Here is a 25,657-nt window from a genome sequence, read left to right as displayed (position 1 = left end):
TTTCCTCTCGTCTCATAGAAAAACGGGAGTGACAGGTCCCGTTTTATTCTTCGATTGCTCCGCCTTCGTCAACAACTGTTCCTTCTGGTGTCACAGCTTCCTTGAGTGGCAAAACGGTCTTAATCGCAGCCAATTCAAAAGTCAAATAAACGCCATCTACGTCCAGTACGATTGTACCTTTCTCAGTATCTACTTCATCCACTGTTCCGTAAAGTCCACCAATTGTAATGACTTCATAGCCTTTTTGAAGCTTGTTCAAGCTTTCCATACGCTTTTGCGCTTGTTTCTTTTGAGAACGTTGCATAAAGAACATCAAGGCGAACATACCTACAAGCATGATTAAGAAAGTAATATTTGGATCCATTGTTTTCTCCTTTGTATTTTACATAGGACTACTATATCAAATTTCAGCTACTTTTACAAGATTGTGCCTTGTTTTTATGGTTATAAAAAAATCAGAGTTTTCACTCTGATTTTTGTGATTATTTCAAGTTTTGAACGACGTTGACTAGATTTTCAACTGTAAATCCGTACTCTGCCAATACTTTTGGTGCTGGGGCAGATGCTCCAAAGGTATCAATACCAAGAACTGCACCATCAAGACCAACATATTTGTACCAGTTTTGAGTTGCACCCATTTCGACTGCAACACGACGGCGGACTGCATTTGGAAGGATTTCTTCCTTGTATGCTGCATCTTGTGCGTCAAAGACATCTGTAGATGGCATGCTGACTACGCGGACTTTCGCGCCTTGACTAGCCAATTCTTTGGCAGCTGCGACAGCGAGATTGACCTCTGAACCTGTTGCAATCAATATCGTATCAAAGTCAGCTGCATTTTCATAGACAATATAGGCACCTTTCGCAACTTTGTCAAAGTCTGTTCCTTCTTCGACAGTCAAGTTTTGACGTGTCAAGACAAGGGCAGTTGGTGTTTTTTCGCTTGTCACAGCAAGGTACCAAGCCGCTTGCGTTTCACGCGCATCTGCTGGGCGGAAAACATTGAGATTTGGCATAGCACGGAGACCTGCTAAGTGTTCAACTGGTTCGTGAGTTGGACCATCTTCACCAACTGCGATCGAATCGTGGGTAAAGACATAAGTCACAGGAAGTCCTTGCAAGGCTGACAAACGGACAGCTGCTTTCACATAGTCAGAGAAGACAAAGAAAGTACCACCGTATACACGAAGTCCACCATGAAGAGCCATCCCGTTCAAAATCGTTCCCATTGCAAATTCACGAACACCAAACTGAATGTTGCGGTTCAAGCGATTAGCGTCGTCTTGAAGTCCGTCCGTTTTGATATAAGTCATGTTTGAGTGAGCAAGGTCAGCTGATCCACCTAGGAAGGTTGGTAGCTTAGCTGCTACAACATTCAAGGCATCCTGACTCGAGTTACGAGTTGCTTGAGAAAATCCATTTTCTAAGGCTGGGAAGTCTGCTGGAGTCACCTCAACTGGGTCACGGCCGTCAATAATGGCTTCTACTTCTGCAGCCAGTTCTGGATGAGCCTCTTTATAGTCAGCAACTAATTTAGTCCAAGCTTGATAAGCTGATGCGCCACGGTCTGCGACATTTTCCTTGAAATCAGCATAAACTTCAGCTGGAATTTCAAATGGTTCGTAGTCCCAACCAAGGGCTTGACGAGTTGCGGCAGTTTCATCTGCTCCAAGAGGAGCACCGTGTACAGCATTAGTTCCTTGTTTGTTTGGAGAACCGTATCCAATAACAGTCTTCACTTCAATCAAAGATGGTTTTCCTGAAGCTTTAGCTGTTTCGATAGCAGCATGAATAGCCTCAAGGTCTGTTCCATCTTCAACCAAGGCTGTGTGCCAACCGTAGGCATTGTAACGGTCACGAACACTTTCTGTGAAGGAATCTTTTGTCTCACCATCCAAGTTAATGTCATTTGAATCATAAAGAACAACCAACTTGTCGAGCTTTTGCAAACCTGCGTATGAAGCTGCCTCGCTTGAAACACCTTCCATTAAATCTCCGTCGCCACAGATCACATAAGTATAGTGGTCAAAGATATTGAAGCCTTCGCGGTTATACTTCGCTGCAAGGAAACGTTCTGCTTGGGCAAAACCAGTAGCAGTAGAAATCCCTTGTCCTAGAGGACCAGTTGTAGCGTCAACCCCTTCAGTATGGCCAAATTCTGGGTGACCTGGTGTTTTTGAACCCCATTGGCGGAAGTTCTTGACTTCATCCATACTAACATCTTCAAAACCAGAAAGGTGAAGAAGGGCATAAAGAAGCATAGAGCCGTGACCTGCTGAAAGAATAAAACGGTCGCGGTTGATCCAATTTGGTTGTGCTGGATTGATGCGAAGTTGCTTTGTAAAGAGGCTATAGGCCATTGGAGCAGCCCCCATAACCACCCCTGGGTGACCTGAGTTTGCTTTGTTGATGGCGTCAATACCTAGAAAACGAATTGCATTAACAGATAGATTTGACATAGAATTTCCTTTCTCTTTGAGGTGATTAATGAATCACACATCCTATTTTACTATTATATGAAAAAATGCATAGAATAGCAATAAAACAATTTGCGTTCATCTAACACATTTGATTTTCTATTCCCTCGTCACTTCATAGTACGGAAGCAAGCGCGCATAAGCCTCTTCTAGCTTCTCCAATATCGCTTCTACTGACTGATTTTCAATGAGGGAAACATCTGCCTTGATCAAGACTTTACGGACTTCCTGACTTCTCACCTTCTCTCGTAAAGTACGACGATTTTCTTCATTAGCCTCCATCTTATGACTTTCCCCATTTGAGTAGACTAGATAATAAATTCCTTCTACCGCTGGAAGTTCTAAAACCTTGGCTTGCTTGTCTAAAGTCTGTTCATCTTTCTTGCGCTCAATGAAGCTGACCTCCAAAGAAATCCCATAATTAGTAGGTGTTCCATACAAACGAAGAGCCATCATAGGTTCTGTCACTTGTCCGTCTCTCTGTAGATAGGCCCAGAAATGCGGTCGCAAGCGTTGCGCTTGGTTCATCCACTGACTAGTCTGTTGCAGTTGCCATTCTGGATGACTAGCTTGAAAAGTTTTGGCCAGTTCTGTAAAAGACTTCCGAGCCTCTTGGCCTTTTTGCCGCAAATCCAACATCTTTTCTCTTTCATCGCCAGCTTTATCAGGATTACGGTACTGGACTCCTGCAAATGATAGGTATTCTCTAACTGCTTTCAGCATATCTGAATCTTTCCTTTCCTAGCAAAAAATCAGGATGAACCTGATTTTGCTTTGCTTATTCTGCATCTACGACAACATAGCGATTTGGCTCGTCACCTTCAGAGTAACTCGTCACGCCATCCATGCGTGAAATAATGCGATGGATAATCTTGCGTTCGCTATTTGACATTGGATCCGTTTGTTGGCTACGACCTTCTTCTAAAACGCGAGTCGCCAATTTTTGAGCGTAGGTTTGCAAGACTTCTGCACGGTGTTCAACGTAATCATTGACATTGATTGTGATGTAGAAGGTTCTTGAATAGCGATTGTAAAGGTAATTTTGCGCTAACAACTGAAGAGCTTTCAAGACTTTTCCGTGGTAGCCGATAATACGACCTGGTTCATTAGTGTCAATTTGAAGATTGATGGTGCGGCGATTGTAGTCGCTTGAAATCGTCCCTTCAACATCCATATCATCTACAATGGTTTGAACGTAGTTAGCTACTTCAGTTGCCACTTGTTCGATGTCATAACTTGGTTCTACTTTCAAACCTAAATCTTCCAAAGATTGGCTTGTTGCTTCCTGCGTTTCAGTTTCTTTTTCTGGAGCAGAGCCTACTTCCTCGGTAGTATCCTCTGGTTCCAATTCATTTAAAATTGAAATATGGCCTGTTTCTTCCAAAATCGTGCTGGCGTGCTTTTCATTTTTCAAGATTTCAGCCTTGACCTCTTCAGAAACACCTTGACCTTCTTCTTCAATCTTCTTAATCGCTTCCACTACATGACCCAAATCAACAGTTGCTTCACTTACTGTTTTCACGGGTTCATTTTTTTCATTGACTTCTTTTGGAACCCCTTTAATGGCCTGCTGATTGGCTTTGATCACTGTCGTTTCACTAATCGCTTCGATATCAACTTGAGCTGGCTTCTTACCAAACAAGCCTAAGAATCCTTTTTTCTCTTTTGAAACGACCTTGATGTGGGCCTTCATTCTTGGAATGTCTAATTCTTTCAATCCTTTTTGGATTGCTTCTTCAACCGTTGAACCTGTAAATAATACCATTACCAGATTCCTCCTTATTTTTTCTTTTTCTGTGCTTTTTTCAAAGCTCTTCTCTTCTTGCCTTCTAAATCTTTTTCTGCTTGCGCCACTGCTTCTCTTTCAGCAATAATCTTGAAAGGATTGTTCAAGAAATAGGTTTGCAGAACTTGGTAAGCATTGGATACAGCCCAGTACAAGGCTACACCACTTGGGGCGGAGATGGCAAAAACAAAGATCAATACAGGCATACCATACATCATCCCTGTCGTAGCTCCACTTTTTTCAGACAAAGCTTTATTCGATAACCAGCTACTCAAGAAGGTAAAGACTGCCGCCAAAATCGGAAGGACAAAACTTGTATCTACTCCTCCCAAATTAATCCATAAAAAGTGACCTGTTTTCAAAAAGTCTACTCGACTCAAGGCTTGAAAGAGCGCCAAGAGAACCGGCATTTGTATTAAAATCGGCCAGAGAGAGGAGGAATGTTTGATTCCTAACTCTTTATAAACCTTACGCATCTCCTGGTCTAGCTTGGTTCTACTTTCCATATCACGACCTGGGTATTGCTCTCGCAAAGCCTTGATTCGTGGTTGAGCCTCTTGCATTTTTCTAGAGGCAACCATCTGTGTCTGAAAGACAGGCAATAAAATCGTCCGAATCAAGATTGTGAAGAGGATAATCCCCACTCCGATACTAATGTCAAAGGACAAAAAGCGGATAATTTCAGCAAAAAAATAGACGAATTTGCTCCAAAAGTCTGTCGAATCTGCTGTTATATTGCTGGCTGTACCATTTGTTGCACAGGCTGTCATGATAAACAAGGACAAGCCCAACAAACTAGTCAACTGTAGTTTCTTTTTCACTCCCATTTCCTTCCTGGTAAATCTTTGATAACTTTAATACGTGGAGTAGGTTTTTCTCCATCTCTGCATATTCCAAGGTTTCCACCCCTTTTCGAGCAATCACAACAAAATCGACATGATCTACCAGACTCCCCTTTGCATTTTGTATGATATGTCGAATTCGTCTCTTAATTTGATTTCTGGTAACTGCATTCCCCAGCTTTTTGCTGACGGACAGTCCTACTCGAAAATGGTTTTGCTGGTTTTCCAATTGGTAGACAACAAATTTTCGATTGGCAAAACTTGTTCCGTCCTTGAAAATCGCCTTAAAATCTTTCTCTCTTTTTACACGAAAGCTTTTCTTCAAAACTCAACTCCATCTATTAAATTACTACTATTATACCATATTTTTTGAAAAAGCCAATAACAGCAAGGTTTTAGACATTTTCTTCATAAAAAAAGCTGGAAAATCTCTTTCCCAACTTCTTTTTACAATCAAATTTTACGTGTATTTACTTATTTTTTCAAGCGCTCAACATCACGTGCAATCACTAATTCTTCATCTGTTGGAATAACCAAGACACGGATTTTCGCTGCGTCAGTTGAGATGTCTCCCGTTACGCCAAAGACGTTCTTTTCTGGATCCACATCACAGCCAAACCAAGAGATACCTGAAATGACATCCTCACGAACCAAAGCTGCATTTTCACCGATACCTGCTGTGAAGATAATCGCATCTGCTCCATTTAGGACTGCAAGGTATTGGCCAATATGTTTTTGGATACGATCGACATACATTTCATAAGCCAAAGTTGCATCATGGTCTCCTGCTTCCATGGCAGCAATCACATCACGCATATCGCTTGACTGACCAGAAACTCCCATGAGCCCTGATTCACGATTAAGAACGCGACTAATATCTTCTGGGGTATTGAAATCCTCTGTATATTGCATGAGATAAGGGATGATAGCAGGGTCAATATCCCCTGTACGAGTTCCCATCATCACACCGCCAAGTGGTGTGAATCCCATAGAAGTATCCACAGACTTCCCACCCTTAACAGCTGTGATAGAAGCCCCGTTACCAATATGGCAGGTAATCAATTTCAAATCTTCTAGAGGACGGCCCAAAAGTTTCGCTGCTTCTCCTGCGACAAACTGGTGGCTTGTCCCGTGGGCACCATATTTACGAACCTTGTTGTCTGTGTAGTATTTAGTTGGTAGAGGGTAGCGATAAGCCTTTTCTGGCATGGTTGTGTGGAATGAAGTATCAAATACAACAACACTGGTAATATCTGGAAGCAATTCCTTAAATGCACGAATTCCAGCAGCGTTAGCTGGATTGTGAAGAGGAGCCAAGAGTCCCAATTCCTCAACTTTTTCTATCACATCTCCCTCAACAACTGTTGATTCCTTGAAATATTCACCACCTGCAACGACGCGGTGTCCGACACCTGTAATCTCATCGTACCCTTTGATGATGTCAAAACGAATCAAGTCATCCAATAAAATTTTAACGGCTTGTGTATGGTCTTCAATATCAAGAATTTGTTGCTCCGAACGACCGTCAAATTTTACTGTTGAAATTGAATCTTTCAATCCAATACGTTCAATCAAGCCTTTAGCCAAAACTTTCTCTTCAGGCATTTGATAAAGTTGCCATTTCAAGCTTGAGCTTCCTGCATTGATTGCAATTGTTTTTGTCATAAGATGATACCTCTTTTTAAGCGTTTTCATCTATTATAACAAAATCTCTTTTATATTTCAGTACCTTTGCTCCAATTTTGAAAATTTTCTTTAAAGGTCAACAAAACTGACGGATCTTGCAAGCTAGTAAGAGGGTAAACAAAGGGTTCTATTTCTTTATCTCTTTTCTTCTGTAAGACAAAAATACTTTTAGCTTGGCTTGCAGTTGAGAAAATATCCTCTGGCAGAGCGATGATAGCAGCCAGACTCACTTCATCTTTGAGCCACCCTTTTAATAAGTCACTTTGAGGACTGGTCAATAAATCACTCGGAGCTAGAAAAATAGCATAACCATTTGACTTAAGGTACTTGAGGCCTTGTTCCATCAGCAAATGGTGGGCATAGGTATGCTCTTGACTAGAAGCCACTTGATAGCGTGAAGCGATGGCATCATCTGGGTAATAGCCAACAGGCAAGTCGCTGATGACCACGTCGCTTTCTTTAAGCATTTGCGGACGAACGGCGTCTCCTTGGACAAAACCAGCTTGCAAACCAATCACATCTGCCATACTGGCTGCCAAATCAATCAGCAAGTCATCCACTTCGATTCCCAAGTAATCTACTTTTTTAGCGAGAGAAGTCAAGAAAGTAGCCCCCAAAACGCCCATACCAGAGCCTATTTCGTGGATGCTAATTTCCTCTTGTTCAAACAATTCTTCCACAACAAGTACCAAGAGGAGAGCAATGGCATCTGGTGTAAACTGGTGATTGGCCTGTAAAGGCTCCGTTTGGCCTGCCTTCATCAAGAGAAACTGGTAGGTCTTGAGCCATTCTTCCTTGCGAAGCGCTAAGCGCTTAAGGGCTTGATTGTTCTCTTTTACCTTCTCTAACTCAGTCTCACCATCTAGGTAGATACTATTTTGCTCTACCAAGGCATCATAAAAGTTAGTCACCAAATCACTTTGGATGACTTGGACATTCTCTAGTAAATACGTATAAGCTTGTTCAATTTTTTCAAAATCCATATTCCTATCTTATCAAATTTCCCTCCTTTTTTCCATCTGAAGAGAAAAAATCACTGCTTTAGTCAGCGAGTGATTTTTGGGCTACTGTTAAAAAGAGTTCTGAATAATTTCCTTGAAACAATTCTTCAGCGCTATAGAGAATCTGACTATGCACAGATGAAAAAACCTGCTGAATTAACTTATTTTCCAGTTCAGCTAAATCAAAACCATGATGGTTGGTATCTGTCTTGACAAAATCAGCGATGAGAACTTGTCCATTCTCCCTAAGGTGATGGTAAAACATGGCAAGAGTTGCATCTAGATCAGGCATATGATGAAGAACCCGACTGACAACAATCAGGTCAAATTGCTGTTCCAAGGGATTTGCCAGTAAATCCTGCTCCAAAAACTGGATATTCTTGATGTCTTGTTGCTCTGCTTTCAAACGGGCTTGCTCCAGCATTTTCTCCGAGATATCTACAAGGGTAACCGACTTGGCCTGCTTGGCTAGGGGCAAGGCTAATAGACCCGTTCCACCACCAAAATCCAGTATTTCCTTGTCTGATAGAAGAGCAATCTGTTTTTCAACTGCTTGATAAACCAAATTTGCAAGAAAGATATTTTTGGGCGAATCAAAGGTTTCTGCTTTGTGATTAAAATCGTGTTTCATGTTTTTAGTTTAACACAAAGTAGTTGAATTGACTAGGAATTATCTTTCTTTTCAGGCTTTTCTTCTGATTTTTTCTTCCCTGCTTGATTGCTTGAATCAGTCGCTACCTCTTCCTTTTTAGCTGTTTTCTTTTCTTGGGTTTTCATCGGAGAAAAGAGAAATTCATAGTTGCCCTTACTCATACGAACACTTGTTGTAAAACCTGTTTTCGTATTGTGATACCTGACTTTTCCTAAGTTAAAGACTTGTTCTCCACTTTCTTGCTCAGCCTTATCCTTACTTCGCTTGGCCATGGCAAAAGCTGCCAACTTTTCTTTGTTTAGGGCAAAGTCTTTGTGATGGGCTACTTGCCAATTCAAATAAAACTGCAACAAAAGGCTAAAAATGGCTGCCATGGTAACTGCATATAAAAGAACGCCTGCCTTAACTTTTTGCTTTTTCCACACGATAGATGAATTCCCTTTCTAAGCCTTTTTGAAATTGGAAACGAAAGCGAACCAATTGATTTTCCTCTGTAATTTGAGCTGATTTAAGTCCATAAACCATAGGTTGGTAGCCCCGTCCGCTGGTATCCGTTTTTCGAAAATCATCCGATTTAGACTTCCCTATAGAGATATCCTTACCATCTTGTTTTAAATAGAGGCGATTGCCTTCTACCTTTTCAAACTGCGAACGCTCTAACTCTGCCTCCAGTTGATCCACAAACAAGAGCCACTCCTTTTGCTCGCTTTGCTGCTGGTAACGAACTTCTGAAATGAGGAGCTGACTCATAGCCTGAAAGAGGAGCAAGCCCCCGCTGATGACAATAAGGGCAATCAGGGATTCTAAAAGAGTGAACGCTCTTACCTTACTGCTCTTTAAGGTCGAGTAACTTCTCTGAACCATGATAGACCTCCACTCCTTTTTCACTAGAAAACACCTGAATCTCCACTCCGTTTATGTTTACCTGATTTTGACCTGTCTGCAGAGCCATCTTAGCTACACGAAAGGCTTCTTCTTTTTGCAAGATTTCTGCCTCTTCTTGTCTATTTTGTTGGATTTGTCCCAAGAGGAGGGTTGCAATGCTGGCAAATATGGCTAGCGCTACTACTGCTTCTAGTAAGATCACTGCCCTAATTTTTTGTTTCCTTAATGCGTTTAATTTTTCCATTTCCTAGATATAATTGATAGCGAATCGCTCCTTTGCTAGTCTGAAATTCAACCTTAGCCAGGGACGAATTGCCCCCAGCTCTGTCAAATATAATGCTTTGTCCAGATGGTGCCTGAATCCCTTTAGGAACGGTCAACTTTTGACTGCCATTGCTGATCGTCTGTCCATCTAAGTTCAGACTGGTCTTTTGCTGACTGGCTAGACTGCGTTTTTGCGTTTCCCGATAGAGTTCTTCAAACTCCATAAAGAAAATCTGCTCCTCTACCGCCGCAAAACTGGACTGGACAGAGCCAGACAAGCCTAAACCAAGGATACTCACAAGCCCCAAAACCAAGAGACTTTCCAGCATAGTAAAGGCCTTAATCTGCAACGGTTTGGCTTGTTTTTTGTTTTGCATGGTAGTCTTTATAAGCTTTGGCTTGCTCAGCTGTGATACGACCGTCCGCTTGTAATTTGCTGAGGCTGGCGTCATCATTTTTATCTAAACGATAAAGTTCTGCCTGGCTTTCCACGACCTTGACAACAGCAGCTTTTCCTTTGTCATCTACGGCATCCTTTTGCTTGGTCAAATTGGGCACAAAGAGCAAGAGAAGAACGCTGATGATTAAAAGGACGACTAGCATTTCTACCAAAGTGAAAGCTTTAACCTTAGCTTTTTTTAGTTTTGTCATGAATTTTTTCATTTTAAAAATTTACCTCCATATTTTGATACATGGGCATAAGCATTGCCGCATAAAGTAAAACGATAATCAGGGCCACAAAGATAAAAACCAGTGGCTGTACCAGATTCATGGTACGATTAACTCGGGTAAAAAAGGCTTCCCAAGTCTTCTCAGCATAGATTTCCAACTCACTCCCCAGCTTGGACTTGACTTCCCCATACTCAATGATGAGACTCAACTCCTTTTTAAAGAAAGGATAGGCTCCTATAGTCTGAGAAAATTCGCGGCCATTTTGCAGGGCTTGAGCCAGATCTTGACCAATTTCTTTAAAGAGCTGGGAACCTTGTTCCTGCATGATCTGAAAAATCTGCATCAGCTCCATTCCCTGCGAAATCATATTGCCCCATTCACGCGCGTAATAGGCCGTCAGATAAGTCTGGACAAAGATTCCCAGAAAGGGAATCCGTGCTAACATAGAGAAGACTCGCATCTTGGAACTTCTTTTGTAGAAAGTGAGGGATAAAAGTAGAGACAGAGAGCAAACCAGCACTAGTCCCAGAAAAATTTGTGGCAGATTGCCGATGATTTGAGTGGCGATATTGCTACTGTCCAGTTGAGGTAGCAAATAATTCCTGAGCCCCAGCATGATTAGCAGGAGAAATCCCAGCAAAATCAGGGGATAAGTCGCCACTTCGATTAACTTTTTCTTGACCTTGGCCAAATTATCCAGATATTCTTCTATCTTTCCCAAACTCAGGTGAAGATTTCCATGTACTTCAGCTAGAGATAATTGGGTCACAATGGCACTTGAAAAGCCCAAACTTTCCATCATTTCTGAAAAGGATTTCCCCTGAGACAATCCTTGGTGCATCTGGGCCACATAGTCCTTTTCCAGCAAGGCACTTCTGCCCAAAAAAGAAATAATTTCCACCAAATGAAAGCCACTGGAGAAGAGGTTGTTAAACAAAGTGATGATTTTCTTCTGCTTAGCTGTAGCTAATTTTTTCCGTTTCAGCCTGAAGACTTGTGATATGTCCATCTTTAAGAAGCTGCTCAATCTGTTCATTCCAGCTAGTTGGCTGGTGTTCCTGATAGTCTTTGTTTGCAAAGTCAACGATTCCTCCTCCCCCAATTAATCTCTGGTAGCAGACTCCTTGCAGAACAACTGCTAATTCCTCCTCCGTCACACCCAACTCCAGAAGGCGTTCATAAACACCTCGGATACTCTTGGCATGAATGGTTGAAAAAACTGTCGCCCCTGTCAAACTGGCTCTGACCACTGCACGCGCTGTCTCGCTATCCCGAATTTCACCAATAATCAAGAGGTCCGGACGATGCCGGAGAGACAGTTTGATCAGATTTTCATAGGTCAAGCCAATCGCCTCATTCAACTGCAACTGGAGCATGTCGTCCTGCTTGATTTCGACAGGATCTTCGATAGACATGACCTGTTGCCCCATAAACAGAGACTTAGCTAATTCGTGCATCAAGGTCGTCTTACCACTGCCGACTGGACCTGCAAAGAGATAGAGTCCCCGTTGCCTGTACTGCTCACCCAGTTCGTTCATATCCTGAAACCAGAAATGCAGGTCCTGCTCCTCATCGTGCAACAAACGAATGACCAAACTCTCATGTCCCCGATAATCTCCCACGGTAGACAAACGCAGAGAAGACACCTTCTCCCCATGCTGATAGTCGCAAGAGCCCAGTTGACTACGTCTCTTCTCTCCTACGTTCATACCCGCCACAAACTTAAAATGACTAATCACAGCAGCTAAAACATCAAACTCATAGGAGTCAACGAGACACCGCTCGTCTCCAATCCGCATGTGAAGCTCGTAGGACTTTTCCTTGGGAATGAAATAGATATCCTGAGCCTTCTTTTCTTTCGCAGTAGCAATAATTTTCTGTGCAATTTCTTGTACCATACCGCCCTCCTTATCTAACTATTCGCAAAAAAATAAAAAAAGCAACTTAAAAAGTTACTTTTTTATCTCCATTTCATGCGGCAAGAACGGTGTTTTTCTTGACCTGTTTGTTTTTCGTAGCCTGGACGTAGCTTTTCATCGGGGATGACTTGCTCATCCTGTAAAAGTGCCAAAGAATGGTACTGCTGCAAATACTCATCGCACTCATCACACCAGCGTTGGTCGGCAGGATCCCAAAAAATAGTCATCAAATCACTCCGACTCTTATAAAGAGGATTCTTCTTTTCCAGCTCAAACCAGCATGATTTATAATATTTTAGAGCATCATAATACTTGTCAAAAGATTGACTCATGATGACATCTTCTTCCCAACCTTCTATGAACCACCACGGTTCAAAATCCCCATACATTTCTATAACACGATACATTCTTACTACTTCCTTTGTATCGTATATTATATCTAATTTTTTATTACAAGAAAAGGATTTTGCTTGTTTCCCCCATTAGAAACTTCTTTAAGAAGCCTGTTATTTTCATCTGATAATAAAAATAGGAGTCCTTTATTGACCCCTATTTTTTATCTTCTTAGGCTTGATAACGTTTCACACCATCTAGGTAGGTTGCTACCAATTCCAAATCTTTATCTAGTACGATAAAGTCAGCGTCATAACCTTCACGGATTTGACCACAGACATCATCGATGTGAACAGATTTTGCTGGGTTGAGGCTGGCCATCATGACTGCTTCATGCGGATTCGCAATTCCCCATTCGACCACATTCTTCAAACCATCTTTGAGTTTGAGGATAGAACCTGCCAAATTGCCTGTAGATTTGAGGCGAGCAGTTCCATTGGCAACTACTACCGGGAATTCTCCCAACATGTAATCTCCATCTTCCAAGCCACCAGCTGTCATACAGTCTGTGATAAGGGCGATATTTTCAGTTCCCTTTTGTTTGAGCAAGATATCACAGGCCTTTGGATCCACATGGTGACCGTCACAGATCAACTCTGCATAGGTATGTGGCAACTCATACATGGCTCCCACCATACCGAGCTCACGGTGAGTCAACCCACGCATTCCGTTGTAGGCATGTACCCAAACGCTTGCTCCAGCATCGACTGCTTTTTTAGCTTCATCAAAAGTCGCATTGGAGTGCCCAAGAGCAACAGTCACTCCTTCGCCTGTAATCGTACGAACAAAGTCTTCTACACCTTCGCGTTCTGGCGCAAGGGCAATTTTATTGAGCAAGCCATTAGCTGCTTTTTGCCAAGCACGAAACTCATCCATACGAGGGTCTTTCATATAGGCAGGGTTTTGAGCTCCTTTGTATTTCTCTGTGAAATATGGCCCTTCAAAATAAATCCCACGAATTTTCGCTCCACTTGCTTCCTGATAACGAGCACCGATATTTTCAGTTACTGCGAGCAACTGCTCGTAAGAGGAAGTCAAGGTCGTTGGCAAGAAGCTGGTAACACCCGTGCTAAGCAATCCTTCACTCATGGTATGAAGGGTTCCTTCGATGTTATTGTCCATGACATCCACACCACCAAATCCATGAATATGGGTATCCACAAGCCCAGGGGCAATGCTATAACCTGTATAGTCAATCACCTCAGCTCCTTCAGGAATCTGTTCTACATGTTTGCCGAACTTGCCATCCACAAGTTCCAAGTAACCGCCACGACGAACTCCGTGTGGGTAGAAAAACTGATCCGCTTTAATATAATTAGGCATAATGATAACCTCCTTGATAGATTGATTCTAGAATTTATTATGTCAATTACATTATAAACCTTTCTTTTTCATTTGTAAATGGTATAGACCTATTTTCTAGAGATATTTTAAAAGAGCTGGATTTCTCCAACTCTTTAATTTTATTTTGATTTCACAGGCAGTTCTTGAGCAGCCTTAACAGCAGCTGCAATCGTCTCTGCGTAAAGTTTAGCACCTTCTTCAATCATGTTGCTATCATTCCCAAAGTGGACTTGGTCGGTTCCTGCCCAGATTTCAGGGTGTTCCTTAGCAACCTTATTCCAGTCAGCGATGCTCACGTAAGGATTCTTTTCAGCTAATTCCCGTGCATAAGCCGCATACTGCTCCACTGATGCATAAGTGTCCTTGCTCTTGTCTCCCTCATAAGGTGTCACCAGTATCAGATGGTGTCCTTTCGGTAGATTGTTCACGATGCTGTCCAAATCATTCTTATAGCCTTCAGGATTATTGACTCCCGTTGCAATGACAACTGTTTTTAGCAGCGCCTTGTTCTGACTGTTATTGAGCATAATATCGTTGGCTTGCTTGGTCGTTCGACTAACCTGGGCATTGATATTCGCTTCAGGGAGTGCCTCTTGTAAGGCTGTATTGGCACGCAAGGCTACCGAATCTCCTATCAGGCTTGTTCCCTCAGAAATTCCTAGACGACTCAGTTCAGCTTGTTCAGCAAGAGTCTTTGTTTGTCCTATATTGGTCTGGGCTTGTTTGAAACCATTGACCATCAAGTCTGTCTCAAAAGCTCCAACTTGAGGAGCCACAACTATGATAATCAAGGTAATCAAGGTAAGAATGCCAGCACCAGCAGCACTAATTGGTTTAATATGAGGCAATCGACTAATCTTCCGTATTAAAGGATTGGATTTACCGGCAATCAACGGCTCAATAATATAGAAGGATAGGATAGCAAAGAAATAAGAAAAGATGATTGTCAGAATAACAGCAGGCAGATTACTCATCAGCTGAGAAAAGATAATATAAAAAGGCCAGTGGAAAAGATAAACCGCGTAGCTAGTATCCGCTAAAAATGTAATGATCCGAGGTTCTTGTATCTCAGGCGTTTTCTCATGCAAGACACGCGCAGCAAAAATCATGGTCACTGCCGCTAAACTTGCTAGCAAGAAGCCAAATAAGTACGCAAACAGGTAGGTGAACTTGACAAAGAAGGTCAAGAGCACTAACACCAAAAGCCCAGCAGCAAATACCAGTAGATTCTGACGAATATCCCATGTCCGGTCAAACTGCTTGACTAAATCGCTCGTCTGACGAACCCCCACAACCGTCGCCAAATTGCTTCCTAAAAAGAAGGGATAGACATGGGTCAAACTTGAAAAGTAGACAGATGAATAGGAACTCGCCATTAGACTACCAATAAACATGGAGAAAAAGCTAATGATGAAAGCTCCAGCAGAAAGAAGAAAGACCATCCCTCTCAATTGACTACTAGATTTTGAACGTTTCGATAAGAACCAAACCGCTAAGCCCCAAAGGATATAGTAGTGAACCTCAACAGCTAGACTCCAGTTGTGAACAAAGAGATGCGGAATGAACTGGGATTCATAACTTCCCCCTGTTAACATTTCGTAGAAGTTGGTCATAAAACCGAGAACTCCAGCTATCTGGCCACCAATTCCAGCAACATAGTCTTGACGAACCAAGAAAGTAAAAGGCATGGTCACCAAAACCATCAGCACCACAGGTGGCACGATGCGGTAAAACCGTCTCTTAAAAAAGCTCAGCAAATCAATCTGGCGTGCCTTCCCAAATTCTTCTAAAAGGAGGGAAGTGATCAAAAATCCTGAAAAAGTGAAAAAGACATCTACCCCAAAGAAACCTCCAGGAAAGATCGTTTGAAAGAAGTGGTACAAAAGCACCAAAAGTAAACCTGTAATCCTAATCAAGGAAAACCATTTAATACGCATACGAGTCTATTCTCCATTAAATTAGGAAGTAAAACACCACCTAATTTCCATTCCATTATACTCCCTATTCTATCAAAAAAATAGGAAAAATCCTAAGAGAAAACTTAGGATTTTGGCATTCTATTTTTACACTTTAGAAATTGCGCCCTGACTTGTTGTAGCCATATTTTTCTACAAAATACTCACGGAATTCCAAGAGATTGTCATCCATGATGGCTTGGCGGACCTGCTTCATCAGATTGAGTAAGAAGTAGAGATTGTGGTAACTAGTCAAGCGGATACCAAAGGTTTCGTCAGCCTTGAGTAGGTGGCGAAGATAAGCGCGTGTATAGTTCTTACATGTGTAGCAATCGCACTCAGGATCCAGTGGCGTAAAGTCTTCAGCGAATTGGGCATTTTTGACAACCAAACGACCTTGACTGGTCATACAAGTTCCGTTACGAGCGATACGAGTCGGTAAGACACAGTCAAACATATCCACGCCACGAATAACTCCATCAATCAAGCTATCTGGCGCTCCGACACCCATCAAATAGCGAGGTTTGTTTTCAGGTAGCAGTTGAGTTGTGAAATCCAAGACGGCATTCATCTCTTCATGCGTTTCTCCTACTGCCAAACCACCGATAGAGTAGCCAGGGAAGTCCATGCTAACAAGGTCGTGAGCTGACTGACGGCGAAGGTCTTCAAATCCTGCCCCCTGCACAATTCCAAACAAACCTTGGTCATGCGGACGACGGTGAGCCTTCAACCCGCGCTCAGCCCAACGGCTGGTACGTTCGATTGATTTCTTAACGTAATCATAGGGTTGGTAAAACTGAGGACATTCGTCAAAGGACATCATGATGTCTGAGCCCAGATTGTTCTGGATAGAGATGGCCTTTTCTGGCGATAGGAACATCTTGGAACCATTGAGATGGTTTTTAAAGGTTACTCCTTCTTCTGTGATATTTCGACTATCCGCTAGAGAATAAACCTGAAAACCACCACTATCCGTCAAGATGGGCTGATCCCAGTTCATGAACTTGTGGAGACCGCCTGCGCGTGCGATGAGTTCGTCTCCTGGACGGAGCCACAAGTGATAGGTGTTTGACAGGATAATCCCTGAACCCATCTCCTTCAACTCCTCTGGTGATTGAGTCTTGACCGTGGCTTGGGTCCCAACTGGCATAAACATAGGTGTCGGGAAGGTACCGTGCGGAGTGATGATTTCTCCCAGACGAGCTCCTGTGTGTTTTTCTTTCTTAATCAAACGGTATTTGATTGGTGAATCTGACATTTTTTACCTCCGAAGCTGGGAAAAACAGTCCCAGTTCATACTTTGCGCCCAAAGGCATACTGTATGATTTTATCAAAAAAAGCTGGAACTGTCACGAACTATGGTATAATGAGAGAATGAAATACCCAAAAATTGATTTAAAAACTATTCGTCTGCAGGCTAGGCAATTTCAGGCTGAAAATCCCCGCCTCTTTCTGGTCTATCTCTTACCTAGCATACTGGTTATCTTGTCAGGCTTTCTCAACCCCTTGGCTCGTCTCCAAGAAAGTGTTTTAGAGCAATCCTTTTTCAGCATGCTGGCACAAGTTCTCCAAGCCTATCTCTTCCCGCTAGTAGTTTCTTTTATGAGCACGATTTTTCTAGTAGGTGCTGCCTTTGCGACACTCCGACTCCTCAAGGATCCTGATACGGAACTCTCAGTAAAATCAAGCCTGGCCCTCTTTGCTGAAGAGCGCTTCTCGCAAACCTTCCTAACTCTGCTCCTCAAACGTTTCTACCTCTTTTTATGGAGCATTCCAAACTTAGTAGGCATTTATTTTCTCTTTTATAGCAATCTCTTGGCTCGGAGATTTGTCGCCCTACATCCTGAATTTCCAAAATTAGACCTCTCATCCGTTGAAACCGAGCAATTCCTTCTGACCTTTGGCCTCTACTTTTTCGCGAGTCTCATCTTGATGATTGTAGGGAACACCCTCTACGTTCCGCAACATTATGCCTACTCGCAGGTAGAATTCCTCCTCTGCGATACTCTAGATTTAGGACAGGCTAAACCCCGTCAAATCCTGAAAACCAGCCGTTTCTTGATGAAGGGTTACAAATTCCAGTGCTTTGTCCTCGACCTACAACTACTCCCTTGGTACTTCCTCAACTGGCTCACTTTTGGAATTGCTAGTTTTTCAATCCTTCCCTATATCCAGAACAATCATATCTTCTTTTACAGAGCCCTACTAGCCCGTAAACGTCGAAATGGATAAGAGCATACAAAAACCAGCATCGTTCAGGACGCTGGTTTTCTAATTTAAAAAGCAAAATACTCAGCAGAGTCAAAATAGCAGGCCCACCTTGCTTCAGAATAATCTTCTTGTCTGCTGTCAGAGAACCGTAGGTCACTGCACCAAGCACAAATAAAACAAAGATGGTCACAATTTCCAAACTTTGTGAGAAATAAATCCCGTACAAGAGAAACACACCTATCAAAGCATTATAAATTCCTTGATTTTTAAATAATGAACTCACTGAAGGACGAGCCAGTTCTTCCTTATCCACATTAAACACTCGACTAGTAGTATCTGATTGCGTAGCCACACTTTCCAAATAAAAAATGTAAAAATGCTCCAAAGCAACGATAGTTGCTAAAATAATTGTAAAAATAGACATATTCTTCTCCTTAAATTTTTATCTCTTCTAAGCCAGATATCAACTTTTCTAACAAGCGACTGAACTCTTCTCGCTCTCCTTTTGTAAGTACACTCTCCATCTGATTTTTTACGTTTATATGTTGTTGAGGAGAGTTGGTTACTAGTTGTTCTCTCGCAAAGTCTGTCACTTCCACCAAAACCTCCCTCTGGTTTTCAGGATTCCGACGTCGATTAACCAAACCTTCCTTTTCCAGAATTTTAAAGTGCCTTGTCAAGGCAGCCTGATCAATCTTCAATCTATCCTGAACTGCTATTTGATTACACGGTGACTGATTGATTAAGAAACATAAGATTTGATAACGAGTCAGACTAATTCCCAATTGGCGTTCAAATAGTTGTGTCATAGACTGATCTGCTAATCGTAGTTGATACAGTAAATCATGGATTGCTACCATAAATCTTCTCTCTTTAAAGTTGATTTATCAACGATTGACTTATCAAGTATAATGTAATCCAAAAAATAAATCAAGTAATATGCCTACATTCTCTTGAAATATTACTCACTTCCTCATATTTATCCCTTTTATCCTGAAGAATTTACACACAAAAAGAAGCGGGAACTCAATCAGTTCCCAACTTCCATTTTAATGATTAGTTCATTGAAACGTGAACGTGGTCATAGTGGTTTTCGGTTACGCTGCCACGGTCTGGCATTGGATTCCACGTGTAGGCTGGTCCATATTTACTATCATATGGAGCGTAGAAACGTTGTTTCCAGATGATGTAGTTGATACCACGGCTAGCCATATTTTTGACTGCATATTCTGCAATTTGATCCCCGAGTGCTGAACTCACTGGAACCATGAAGTCGATGGCCAAACCTTTACCATGGTCCCCACTGTCACCAGGACGGTAGCCACTAAAGGATGTAATCCCAAACAAGTTGGCTACTTCTTCTTTAAAGGCTGCTGTTTGTGGTTGAAGACCTGCATTCTCAGACTTAGCTACAGCAAGTCCTGCATAGTCAGGAGCCGCTGGAGCTGAATAAGTTCTTGAAGGAGTTTGGCTTTGCTCTGCTTGATAAGTCGAAGTTGCAGTGTCAGAAGTTGCTGTTGATGCTGCTGTTTCTTCTGTTGCACTTGTTCCTGTTGTATCAGCAGGCGTTTCAGTTGCTGGAGCAGCTGCTACTGGGGCTTCTGCTGGAGTTGTTGCTGCCGTTTCTTCGGTAGCTGGAATCGCCACTTGTGGAGCTTCTTCAACTGGGCGAGTTGTTTCTGCTACTGGTGCTTCCGCTAGAGTCGTTTCAGCTGTTTCTTCAGCTACAGGTGTTTCTGTAGATAGTGTCTCTTCAGCAACTGTCGCTGTCTCAGAAACTTCTGAACTTGGCGCTACTTCTGCTGGTTTTTCAGTCTCTGTTGCAGTTGGAGCTTCCTCAATTGGTTGAGAAAGATCTTCTACTTGAACTGTTTGTTCATCAACTGTCACTTGATTCGTCGTCAAATCAGCTGTCGCAGTCGTCACTTCTTCACTAGCATCTGATTGAGGAGCTTGGATTTCAACTTCCGTTACCTCTTCTTCCTCATTGACAGTTGTAGTGAGGACAGTATCTGGGAAAATCAAGTCCATATTGGTAATTTTATTCAAATTAGCAAGGACCGTCACATCTACTCCCAAAGCTTCTGCAATCGTGCTCAGGGTATCACCATACTGAACTGTATAGCTGTTTTTGTTTTCGTTTTTCGTCACGTCATTTTGGATTTGCTCAACGCTACGTGCTGTCCAAGAGATTTCTTGAGCTTTAGCTCCTAATGCGGGAGCAAGAGACAAGGCTACTGTTGAGGCTAAAATAATTCTTTTCTTCATTCGTTCATATTCCTTTCAAATGAGTACCTGTCTATCATAACACAAAAAAAGCAGAAAAAAAGCCCTCTCGGGCCTATTTAACAGAACTGTCTATTCCTTGTAACAAACTCGATTACTTGAAATAGTTTGTTAGGTTTCTGTCACAAAACTGACACAATCTTCTCGTCCCCAATCCTCAAAAATATGAGGAACATCTGCCAGTGCTTGAATCCTCTGATTCCCTTCATAAGAAGACTCTAAAAAGTTGATGCTTTGAAGGCCACTATTCTGGGCAAATTCCACATCCAAAGTTCGGTCTCCTATATAGTAGGTGTTCTCAGAATCCAACTCATACTTGTCTAGCAGATAGGTCGCCGCTTCTGGACTGGGCTTGCGCGCAAAGCCACTCTGACTGGTTAAAATCTCTTTGAAATAGGATTCCAACCCCAAGTCTCTGAGAATGGCAAAAGCATTGTCCCCCTTATGAGTATAGACAAACTGCTGAATCCCTGCTTGGTCTGCCCAAGCTAGCACTTCACGCACACCTGGCATCAAAACTACCTGAGTATTCTTCTCAGCCAGACTCTGGGCACGCACCTGATTGAGTACTTCCGCATCCAGATTTCTCTCTTCTGCTACCTGCTCCAGCAAATCCTGCACAGAGTACCTGAGGATAAACTCTCTCACTTTTTCCTTATCATAAGGAATAGAAAATTGAGCAAAGGTCTCCTCAATCCCTGACAAAATCGCTTCGTAAGAGTCCAATAAAGTCCCGTCTAAATCCCAAATAAAGGCTATTTTTTGCATCTCCTATCCTTTCAAGCTCATATAACGCTGGTAACGGTAACGTAGAAATAACCAACGGAAACCATTATCCAAGAGAGTCCCTGCCCAAATACCAGGCAAGCCCCAACCAAGAACAATACCCATAAGATAGGCTGTCCCTATACGGATACACCACATCCCAATACTTGTCGCATAAAAGGGGAGGCGAGCATTTCCCAATCCCTGCCACACTGCCGTATATATAACTGTCCCTGTCGCCATGGGAGTTCCTAGTAGAGAGAACAGTGCAACCAAAACGCTCGCTTCGACCGCTACAGGGTCCGTCGTATAGAGATGAGTCAATGGTGTCCCCAAGGCATAGATACTGAGAGTTAAGGGCAACATGAGAAGTAGAGAAAGCCAAAAGGTTTGCTTGCTCAAATCATCTACTCTTTCCCAGTTATCCTCTCCAACTGCTCGAGCTACCTGCATGACCGTCGCCGTAGCGACGCCAAAGGCAGGCATATAGTTAAACTGGGTCAAGACTTCTCCAACTGCATTCCCCGCTACTGCCTCCGTCCCAAAAGAAACAACCAAGGCAATGATGACAACGTCTCCAGCCCGCATCATGAGACGTTCCCCTGCCGCTGGCAAAGCCAAGGTCAGTAAGTCTTTATCCAGTCCAAAAGTCGGTTTCTCAAAAGGCAGCTTTAATTGAGACCACAAAATCACAAGACCAACCAAGCGAGACAGAATAGTCCCCCATGCAACACCAGCTATGCCCATATCAAGAACAAAAATAGCTAGACTTGAAAAAAGAATATTTAAGGCATTGGATAAAAGACTCACATAGAGGGGTAGACGCGGATTATGCGTTGCACGAATCAAGGCACCTAGACTGGTCATCAAGCCCAAGAGAACAATCGATCCACCTACCAAAGATAGGTAGAGCCCACCACTCTCGGCCACCTCCTGCTCAGTTCCCAAGAGTCCTATCATCTCTTTCCCAGCAAAGAGCGATAAGGCTCCTAAAAGCAAACTCAGTAGCAAGGTAATCTTCAGCGCTTCAGTCACATGATAAGCTAGCTTGGACTGGTCTTTCTGACCCATGCTTTTTGAAATAACACTGGAAATAGCAGCCCCCAAAGCGATGAAAATGGCCTGGTAAATCGTGATAACATTGCCAGCTACTGAAACACCCGAAATAGCGATCAAGCCCAAGTGGGCGACCAAGTAGCTGTCCACCATCCCCATGAGCATCTGCAAAAAGTTTTCACCCATAACTGGCAATGCAATATTAAGAATGTCTTTATTTTTTTTAAACAATCCTTCCTCCTGATGAAAAGAAACTCAGTTGGTTTCCCAACCGAGTTTACTTCCTCTGTCTTAAAGTCCTAGATAAGCCTCAACCGCTGCTTGCATATCAGCAGCTGCCACTGTTGTTTTGTGACGAACAGGAGCTGTCTCAAGCCCGTCAACTGCTGACGGCACTGCCACTCCTGAAATGTCATGTAATTGAGCCAAGGCTTCAAAGTCAGTCAAGCCTGCTTTTCCTGTTACAGCTTCTACTGCAACCACTGGGAACTTGTAGGGACTAGCTGTTGAAGCAATCACTGTCTTAGCCGCATCCCCAGTAGCCGCTTGGTATTTTCTATAAACAGCTGAGGCAACCGCCGTATGTGGATCCTCGATATAGCCATCTGTTTGATAAACATGTTTAATTTCTGCCGCAGTTTCTTCCTCAGTCGCATATTCAGCTGCAAAGAGATCCAGAATCGCTGCATCAAAGTCTGTCAATTCATATTGTCCTTGTGTACTCAAGGCATTCATGAGTTCAGCTGTCTTAACCGCATCATTCCCCAAAAGATGGAAAATCAAACGCTCTAAGTTTGAAGATACTAAGATATCCATGGATGGGCTAGTTGTGACCTTAAACTCACGTTTCTTGTCATAGACACGTGTTTTAAAGAAATCTGTCAAGACATTGTTATCATTTGAAGCACAGATCAATTTGCCAACTGGTAGACCGATTTGTTTGGCATAAAAGGCAGCCAAGATATTTCCAAAGTTTCCAGTTGGTACTGTGAAGTTAACTTTTTCACCAGCTACAATCTCACCAGTCTTAACCAACTGAGCGTAGGCATAGACATAATAAACAACCTGTGGAACCAAGCGACCAATATTCATAGAGTTAGCTGATGAAAATTGCAGTTTATTGACAACCAACTTTTCACGAAGAGCTACATCGTTAAACATATGTTTCACATTTGTTTGCGCATCATCAAAGTTTCCATCGATAGCGATAACATGAGTGTTGTCGCCAGTCTGAGTAGTCATTTGCAACTCTTGAACCTTGCTGACACCATCCTTTGGATAAAAGACAATAATCTCAGTCCCAGGTACATCCGCAAACCCTGCCATAGCAGCTTTCCCAGTATCACCCGATGTCGCTGTCAAAATGACGATTTTGTTCTCCAAACCATGCTTTTTAGCGGCTGTCGTCATAAAGTACGGTAAGATGGACAAGGCCATATCCTTAAAGGCAATCGTTGAACCATGGAACAATTCCAAGTTGTATTGCCCATCTAGTTTCACCAAAGGGGCAATAGCTGGAGTATCAAATTTACTATCGTAGGCATTGGTGATACAGTAATCCAACTCCTCAGCCGTAAAGTCATCTAAAAATGCTGATAAAACTAATTTAGCCACTTCTTGGTAAGAAGCATCTTTTAATGTGTCAAAGTCCAAATCCACCTTTGGATAAGTAAGCGGAGTAAACAGACCACCATCCGTCGCCAAACCTTGCAAAATAGCTTGGCTGGCAGTTACTGTATTATTGGCATCACGCGTTGATTGATAAACTAATGTCATGAATCTCTATCCTTTATCTATAGTCTCTTCCATTATATCACGATTTTTCAGAAAATTCTCCCTTTATAAGAGAAATTATAATCCCAATTCTTTCTTCAAAGGCTCTAAATAAACCATTTCTTGCTTATCTCTTTTCTCCAGTCCTTCCTCAGCTAGGATGAGTAAGTCTTTAGAAAACTCGAGAACCGCAGCTTCTTCTTCATCTGTGAGTTGTTTTTTAGAAAATTGTCGTCTTAAAAGCTTATAATCACGACCAAATGTGGTAAAAAATGGTGCAGATTGCAAGTAAGCTTCTAACTTGTCTAAATTGAGCAACAAACCCAAATGAAAAGCCGCCGCAGCAAAGGTACGATTCAAGGGTTGCGTACAGACACTACGAAACTCAACTGTTCCTCGAGTCGTTAAGTCTTGGTACTGGTAACTACGATGAGTTTGGAAATCCTCCTCCTGAGGATGAATTAACACCTCATCCCCATTAAGGGTAAATGCTTGGATTTCAGGTGTAGCCAAATAGTCCCTAGCCTGAATCGGATAAAAATAATAGGTCTGCCCACCACGCTCCGCAGTAAAAATCGCAGAATGATCTAGATAATCAAAAAAATCATTCTCATCTTTGAAGAGTCTGGCATTGACGCCTACATTTTCAGGATAAATCCCGTGCATGGATTCTTCCCAAAAAATATCCCTTGAAATCTTAGTATCCCAATCTTCCCCTGAAAACTCAGAATTGGCAAATAAAAAGGCTTTTGCAGCTTCAATTTGCGTAAAAGCATTGATAACCCGCAAGTAGTTGGACTTTGAAACGTCCAGTTGAACCTGACTTCCACAGATAAAGGCACCATACTCAGGGAAATGATGTAAATCTGATTTAGTTACATTTCTACTCAAATTCAGATAATCCATCAACATCTGATAGCGGGGATAAGCCACTGGACAATTCTCATTTTTATCCCAGTTGGGATGAATGCCGCAGCCAACAATAGCATGGTTAGCTTCACCCAACTTATTCTGAATCGTAGCCATATAGAAGTTAAAGCGTTCTTCTACCTCTTGGATAGATTCGGCCTTTCCGAATGCAAACTCAATCGTCGTATAAGCAACCTCAAACAAGATCGTATCTTGGCTGACTGGATCAAGCAACTGAATTGGATTCCCAAAATCATCCACTTTTTCGATAGTGAAGCCCAATACTGATGGTAAATACCGAAAGAGATCCTTAACAACTTCACCATCTGTAGCTTCACCCTCTAAATTTACAATAGGATATTCTAACTCAATCCCAATAAATAAATCTGGGTTCTCTTTTATATTCTTTAAGTAACGTTTCTTTAGTAATTCAACAGACCGAGACATTAATCACCAAACTCTTTCATAATCAAAATAAATTGTGAATAAGTAATATTATACCAAAAATACACTAAAAATGATTAGAATAAGAAGAAAAAGATGATTCATCAGTTATCTGTACTTAAAGAAAAATATCAAAATCTTCACCAAATCAAAAAACAAGGTCCGAAAACCTTGTCTTTATTACTATACCGGCGGCCGGGGTCGAACCGGCACGTCCTTGCGGACACTGGATTTTGAGTCCAGCGCGTCTGCCAATTCCGCCACGCCGGCAAATAGTAACTGGGGTAGCTGGATTCGAACCAACGCATGAGGGAGTCAAAGTCCCTTGCCTTACCGC

General features: G+C 42.3%; 27 protein-coding genes, 1 tRNA gene and 1 pseudogene. 1 reads left to right on the top strand and 28 read right to left on the bottom strand.

Annotated features, from left to right (window positions below; all coding sequences use genetic code 11):
* Window positions 1–43: 43 nt before the first annotated feature.
* The 20 genes from yajC to tgt all read right to left on the bottom strand — a co-directional run bounded on the left by yajC (window position 44) and on the right by tgt (window position 17,134).
* A complete protein-coding gene (gene yajC / locus ADM50_RS03370; RefSeq protein ID WP_000371435.1) occupies window positions 44–364 on the bottom strand; it encodes a preprotein translocase subunit YajC in 321 nt (106 codons plus the stop codon).
* Between the two features lie 118 nt (window positions 365–482).
* A complete protein-coding gene (gene tkt / locus ADM50_RS03365; protein WP_049484528.1) occupies window positions 483–2,459 on the bottom strand; it encodes a transketolase in 1,977 nt (658 codons plus the stop codon).
* 117 nt (window positions 2,460–2,576) lie between these two features.
* A complete protein-coding gene (locus ADM50_RS03360) occupies window positions 2,577–3,200 on the bottom strand; it encodes a hypothetical protein (RefSeq protein ID WP_049484527.1) in 624 nt (207 codons plus the stop codon).
* 55 nt (window positions 3,201–3,255) lie between these two features.
* Window positions 3,256–4,242 carry an RNA-binding cell elongation regulator Jag/EloR gene (gene jag, locus ADM50_RS03355; RefSeq protein ID WP_049484526.1) on the bottom strand — a complete coding sequence of 329 codons (987 nt, stop codon included), beginning with the start codon at window positions 4,240–4,242 and terminating at the stop codon, window positions 3,256–3,258.
* A gap of 14 nt (window positions 4,243–4,256) precedes the next feature.
* A complete protein-coding gene (locus ADM50_RS03350) occupies window positions 4,257–5,084 on the bottom strand; it encodes a membrane protein insertase YidC (RefSeq protein WP_185758303.1) in 828 nt (275 codons plus the stop codon).
* Window positions 5,059–5,430 (bottom strand): ribonuclease P protein component, encoded by a 372-nt coding sequence (rnpA, locus tag ADM50_RS03345; RefSeq protein WP_045591913.1) that lies wholly within the window; start codon window positions 5,428–5,430, stop codon window positions 5,059–5,061. Before rnpA ends, ADM50_RS03350 begins: the two co-directional genes overlap by 26 nt.
* Window positions 5,431–5,579: 149 nt before the next feature.
* Complete coding sequence (locus ADM50_RS03340; protein ID WP_049484524.1) at window positions 5,580–6,770, bottom strand: acetate kinase; 1,191 nt, start codon at window positions 6,768–6,770, stop codon at window positions 5,580–5,582.
* A 50-nt stretch (window positions 6,771–6,820) separates the two neighbouring features.
* Window positions 6,821–7,774 carry a class I SAM-dependent methyltransferase gene (locus tag ADM50_RS03335; RefSeq protein WP_049484523.1) on the bottom strand — a complete coding sequence of 318 codons (954 nt, stop codon included), beginning with the start codon at window positions 7,772–7,774 and terminating at the stop codon, window positions 6,821–6,823.
* 58 nt (window positions 7,775–7,832) lie between these two features.
* Complete coding sequence (locus ADM50_RS03330) at window positions 7,833–8,423, bottom strand: class I SAM-dependent methyltransferase (RefSeq protein ID WP_049484522.1); 591 nt, start codon at window positions 8,421–8,423, stop codon at window positions 7,833–7,835.
* Window positions 8,424–8,455: 32 nt separating this feature from the next.
* Entirely contained in the window at window positions 8,456–8,869 is a 414-nt protein-coding gene (gene comGG / locus ADM50_RS03325; RefSeq protein ID WP_049484521.1) for a competence type IV pilus minor pilin ComGG, read from the bottom strand.
* Window positions 8,847–9,308 (bottom strand): competence type IV pilus minor pilin ComGF, encoded by a 462-nt coding sequence (gene comGF, locus ADM50_RS03320; protein WP_049484520.1) that lies wholly within the window; start codon window positions 9,306–9,308, stop codon window positions 8,847–8,849. The genes comGG and comGF overlap by 23 nt, the downstream gene beginning before the upstream one ends.
* A complete protein-coding gene (comGE, locus tag ADM50_RS03315; RefSeq protein ID WP_125389331.1) occupies window positions 9,271–9,573 on the bottom strand; it encodes a competence type IV pilus minor pilin ComGE in 303 nt (100 codons plus the stop codon). The genes comGF and comGE overlap by 38 nt, the downstream gene beginning before the upstream one ends.
* Window positions 9,536–9,970: a competence type IV pilus minor pilin ComGD gene (gene comGD / locus ADM50_RS03310; RefSeq protein ID WP_049484518.1), complete on the bottom strand. Its 435-nt coding sequence runs from the start codon at window positions 9,968–9,970 to the stop codon at window positions 9,536–9,538. Before comGD ends, comGE begins: the two co-directional genes overlap by 38 nt.
* Window positions 9,933–10,256, bottom strand: a complete 324-nt coding sequence (gene comGC, locus ADM50_RS03305) for a competence type IV pilus major pilin ComGC (protein ID WP_049484517.1) — start codon at window positions 10,254–10,256, stop codon at window positions 9,933–9,935. The genes comGD and comGC overlap by 38 nt, the downstream gene beginning before the upstream one ends.
* Window position 10,257: 1 nt before the next feature.
* Window positions 10,258–11,274 (bottom strand): competence type IV pilus assembly protein ComGB, encoded by a 1,017-nt coding sequence (gene comGB / locus ADM50_RS03300; RefSeq protein ID WP_161801137.1) that lies wholly within the window; start codon window positions 11,272–11,274, stop codon window positions 10,258–10,260.
* Entirely contained in the window at window positions 11,222–12,163 is a 942-nt protein-coding gene (gene comGA, locus ADM50_RS03295) for a competence type IV pilus ATPase ComGA (RefSeq protein ID WP_049484516.1), read from the bottom strand. Before comGA ends, comGB begins: the two co-directional genes overlap by 53 nt.
* Window positions 12,164–12,225: 62 nt before the next feature.
* The gene (locus ADM50_RS03290) at window positions 12,226–12,591 is read right to left on the bottom strand and encodes a DUF1033 family protein (protein WP_000286399.1); all 366 of its coding nucleotides are present in this window, start codon (window positions 12,589–12,591) and stop codon (window positions 12,226–12,228) included.
* A gap of 157 nt (window positions 12,592–12,748) precedes the next feature.
* Window positions 12,749–13,900: an N-acetylglucosamine-6-phosphate deacetylase gene (gene nagA / locus ADM50_RS03285; protein ID WP_001134442.1), complete on the bottom strand. Its 1,152-nt coding sequence runs from the start codon at window positions 13,898–13,900 to the stop codon at window positions 12,749–12,751.
* A 140-nt stretch (window positions 13,901–14,040) separates the two neighbouring features.
* On the bottom strand, window positions 14,041–15,858 hold the full coding sequence (locus ADM50_RS03280; protein ID WP_049484515.1) for an acyltransferase family protein: 1,818 nt from the start codon (window positions 15,856–15,858) through the stop codon (window positions 14,041–14,043).
* Between the two features lie 133 nt (window positions 15,859–15,991).
* Window positions 15,992–17,134, bottom strand: a complete 1,143-nt coding sequence (gene tgt, locus ADM50_RS03275; RefSeq protein ID WP_001285237.1) for a tRNA guanosine(34) transglycosylase Tgt — start codon at window positions 17,132–17,134, stop codon at window positions 15,992–15,994.
* Between the two features lie 116 nt (window positions 17,135–17,250).
* Between tgt and ADM50_RS03270 the strand changes: the two genes are divergently transcribed.
* Window positions 17,251–18,108, top strand: a complete 858-nt coding sequence (locus tag ADM50_RS03270; RefSeq protein ID WP_049484514.1) for a DUF975 family protein — start codon at window positions 17,251–17,253, stop codon at window positions 18,106–18,108.
* 43 nt (window positions 18,109–18,151) lie between these two features.
* Here ADM50_RS03270 and ADM50_RS03265 read toward each other — a convergent pair.
* The 8 genes and pseudogenes from ADM50_RS03265 to ADM50_RS03230 all read right to left on the bottom strand — a co-directional run.
* Window positions 18,152–18,511 (bottom strand): annotated as a pseudogene (locus ADM50_RS03265) (DUF1304 domain-containing protein); the annotation flags it as partial.
* A 10-nt stretch (window positions 18,512–18,521) separates the two neighbouring features.
* Window positions 18,522–18,947: a MarR family winged helix-turn-helix transcriptional regulator gene (locus ADM50_RS03260; protein WP_049484513.1), complete on the bottom strand. Its 426-nt coding sequence runs from the start codon at window positions 18,945–18,947 to the stop codon at window positions 18,522–18,524.
* Window positions 18,948–19,143: 196 nt separating this feature from the next.
* A complete protein-coding gene (locus tag ADM50_RS03255; RefSeq protein WP_049484512.1) occupies window positions 19,144–20,355 on the bottom strand; it encodes a LysM peptidoglycan-binding domain-containing protein in 1,212 nt (403 codons plus the stop codon).
* Between the two features lie 129 nt (window positions 20,356–20,484).
* Window positions 20,485–21,141 (bottom strand): HAD family hydrolase, encoded by a 657-nt coding sequence (locus ADM50_RS03250; RefSeq protein WP_049484511.1) that lies wholly within the window; start codon window positions 21,139–21,141, stop codon window positions 20,485–20,487.
* Between the two features lie 3 nt (window positions 21,142–21,144).
* Window positions 21,145–22,425 carry an MATE family efflux transporter gene (locus ADM50_RS03245; protein WP_049484510.1) on the bottom strand — a complete coding sequence of 427 codons (1,281 nt, stop codon included), beginning with the start codon at window positions 22,423–22,425 and terminating at the stop codon, window positions 21,145–21,147.
* A 60-nt stretch (window positions 22,426–22,485) separates the two neighbouring features.
* Entirely contained in the window at window positions 22,486–23,970 is a 1,485-nt protein-coding gene (gene thrC, locus ADM50_RS03240; protein ID WP_049484509.1) for a threonine synthase, read from the bottom strand.
* Between the two features lie 75 nt (window positions 23,971–24,045).
* Window positions 24,046–25,323 carry a glutamate-cysteine ligase family protein gene (locus ADM50_RS03235; protein WP_049478717.1) on the bottom strand — a complete coding sequence of 426 codons (1,278 nt, stop codon included), beginning with the start codon at window positions 25,321–25,323 and terminating at the stop codon, window positions 24,046–24,048.
* A 183-nt stretch (window positions 25,324–25,506) separates the two neighbouring features.
* Window positions 25,507–25,590, bottom strand: a tRNA-Leu gene (locus ADM50_RS03230).
* Window positions 25,591–25,657: the final 67 nt, after the last annotated feature.

The organism is Streptococcus oralis, assembly GCF_001075675.1.
In the GTDB taxonomy this organism is placed as follows: Bacteria; Bacillota; Bacilli; order Lactobacillales; family Streptococcaceae; genus Streptococcus; species Streptococcus oralis_V.
Note: the sequence above shows the minus strand (reverse complement) of the source record. Positions and strands in the feature narration are given on the sequence as shown.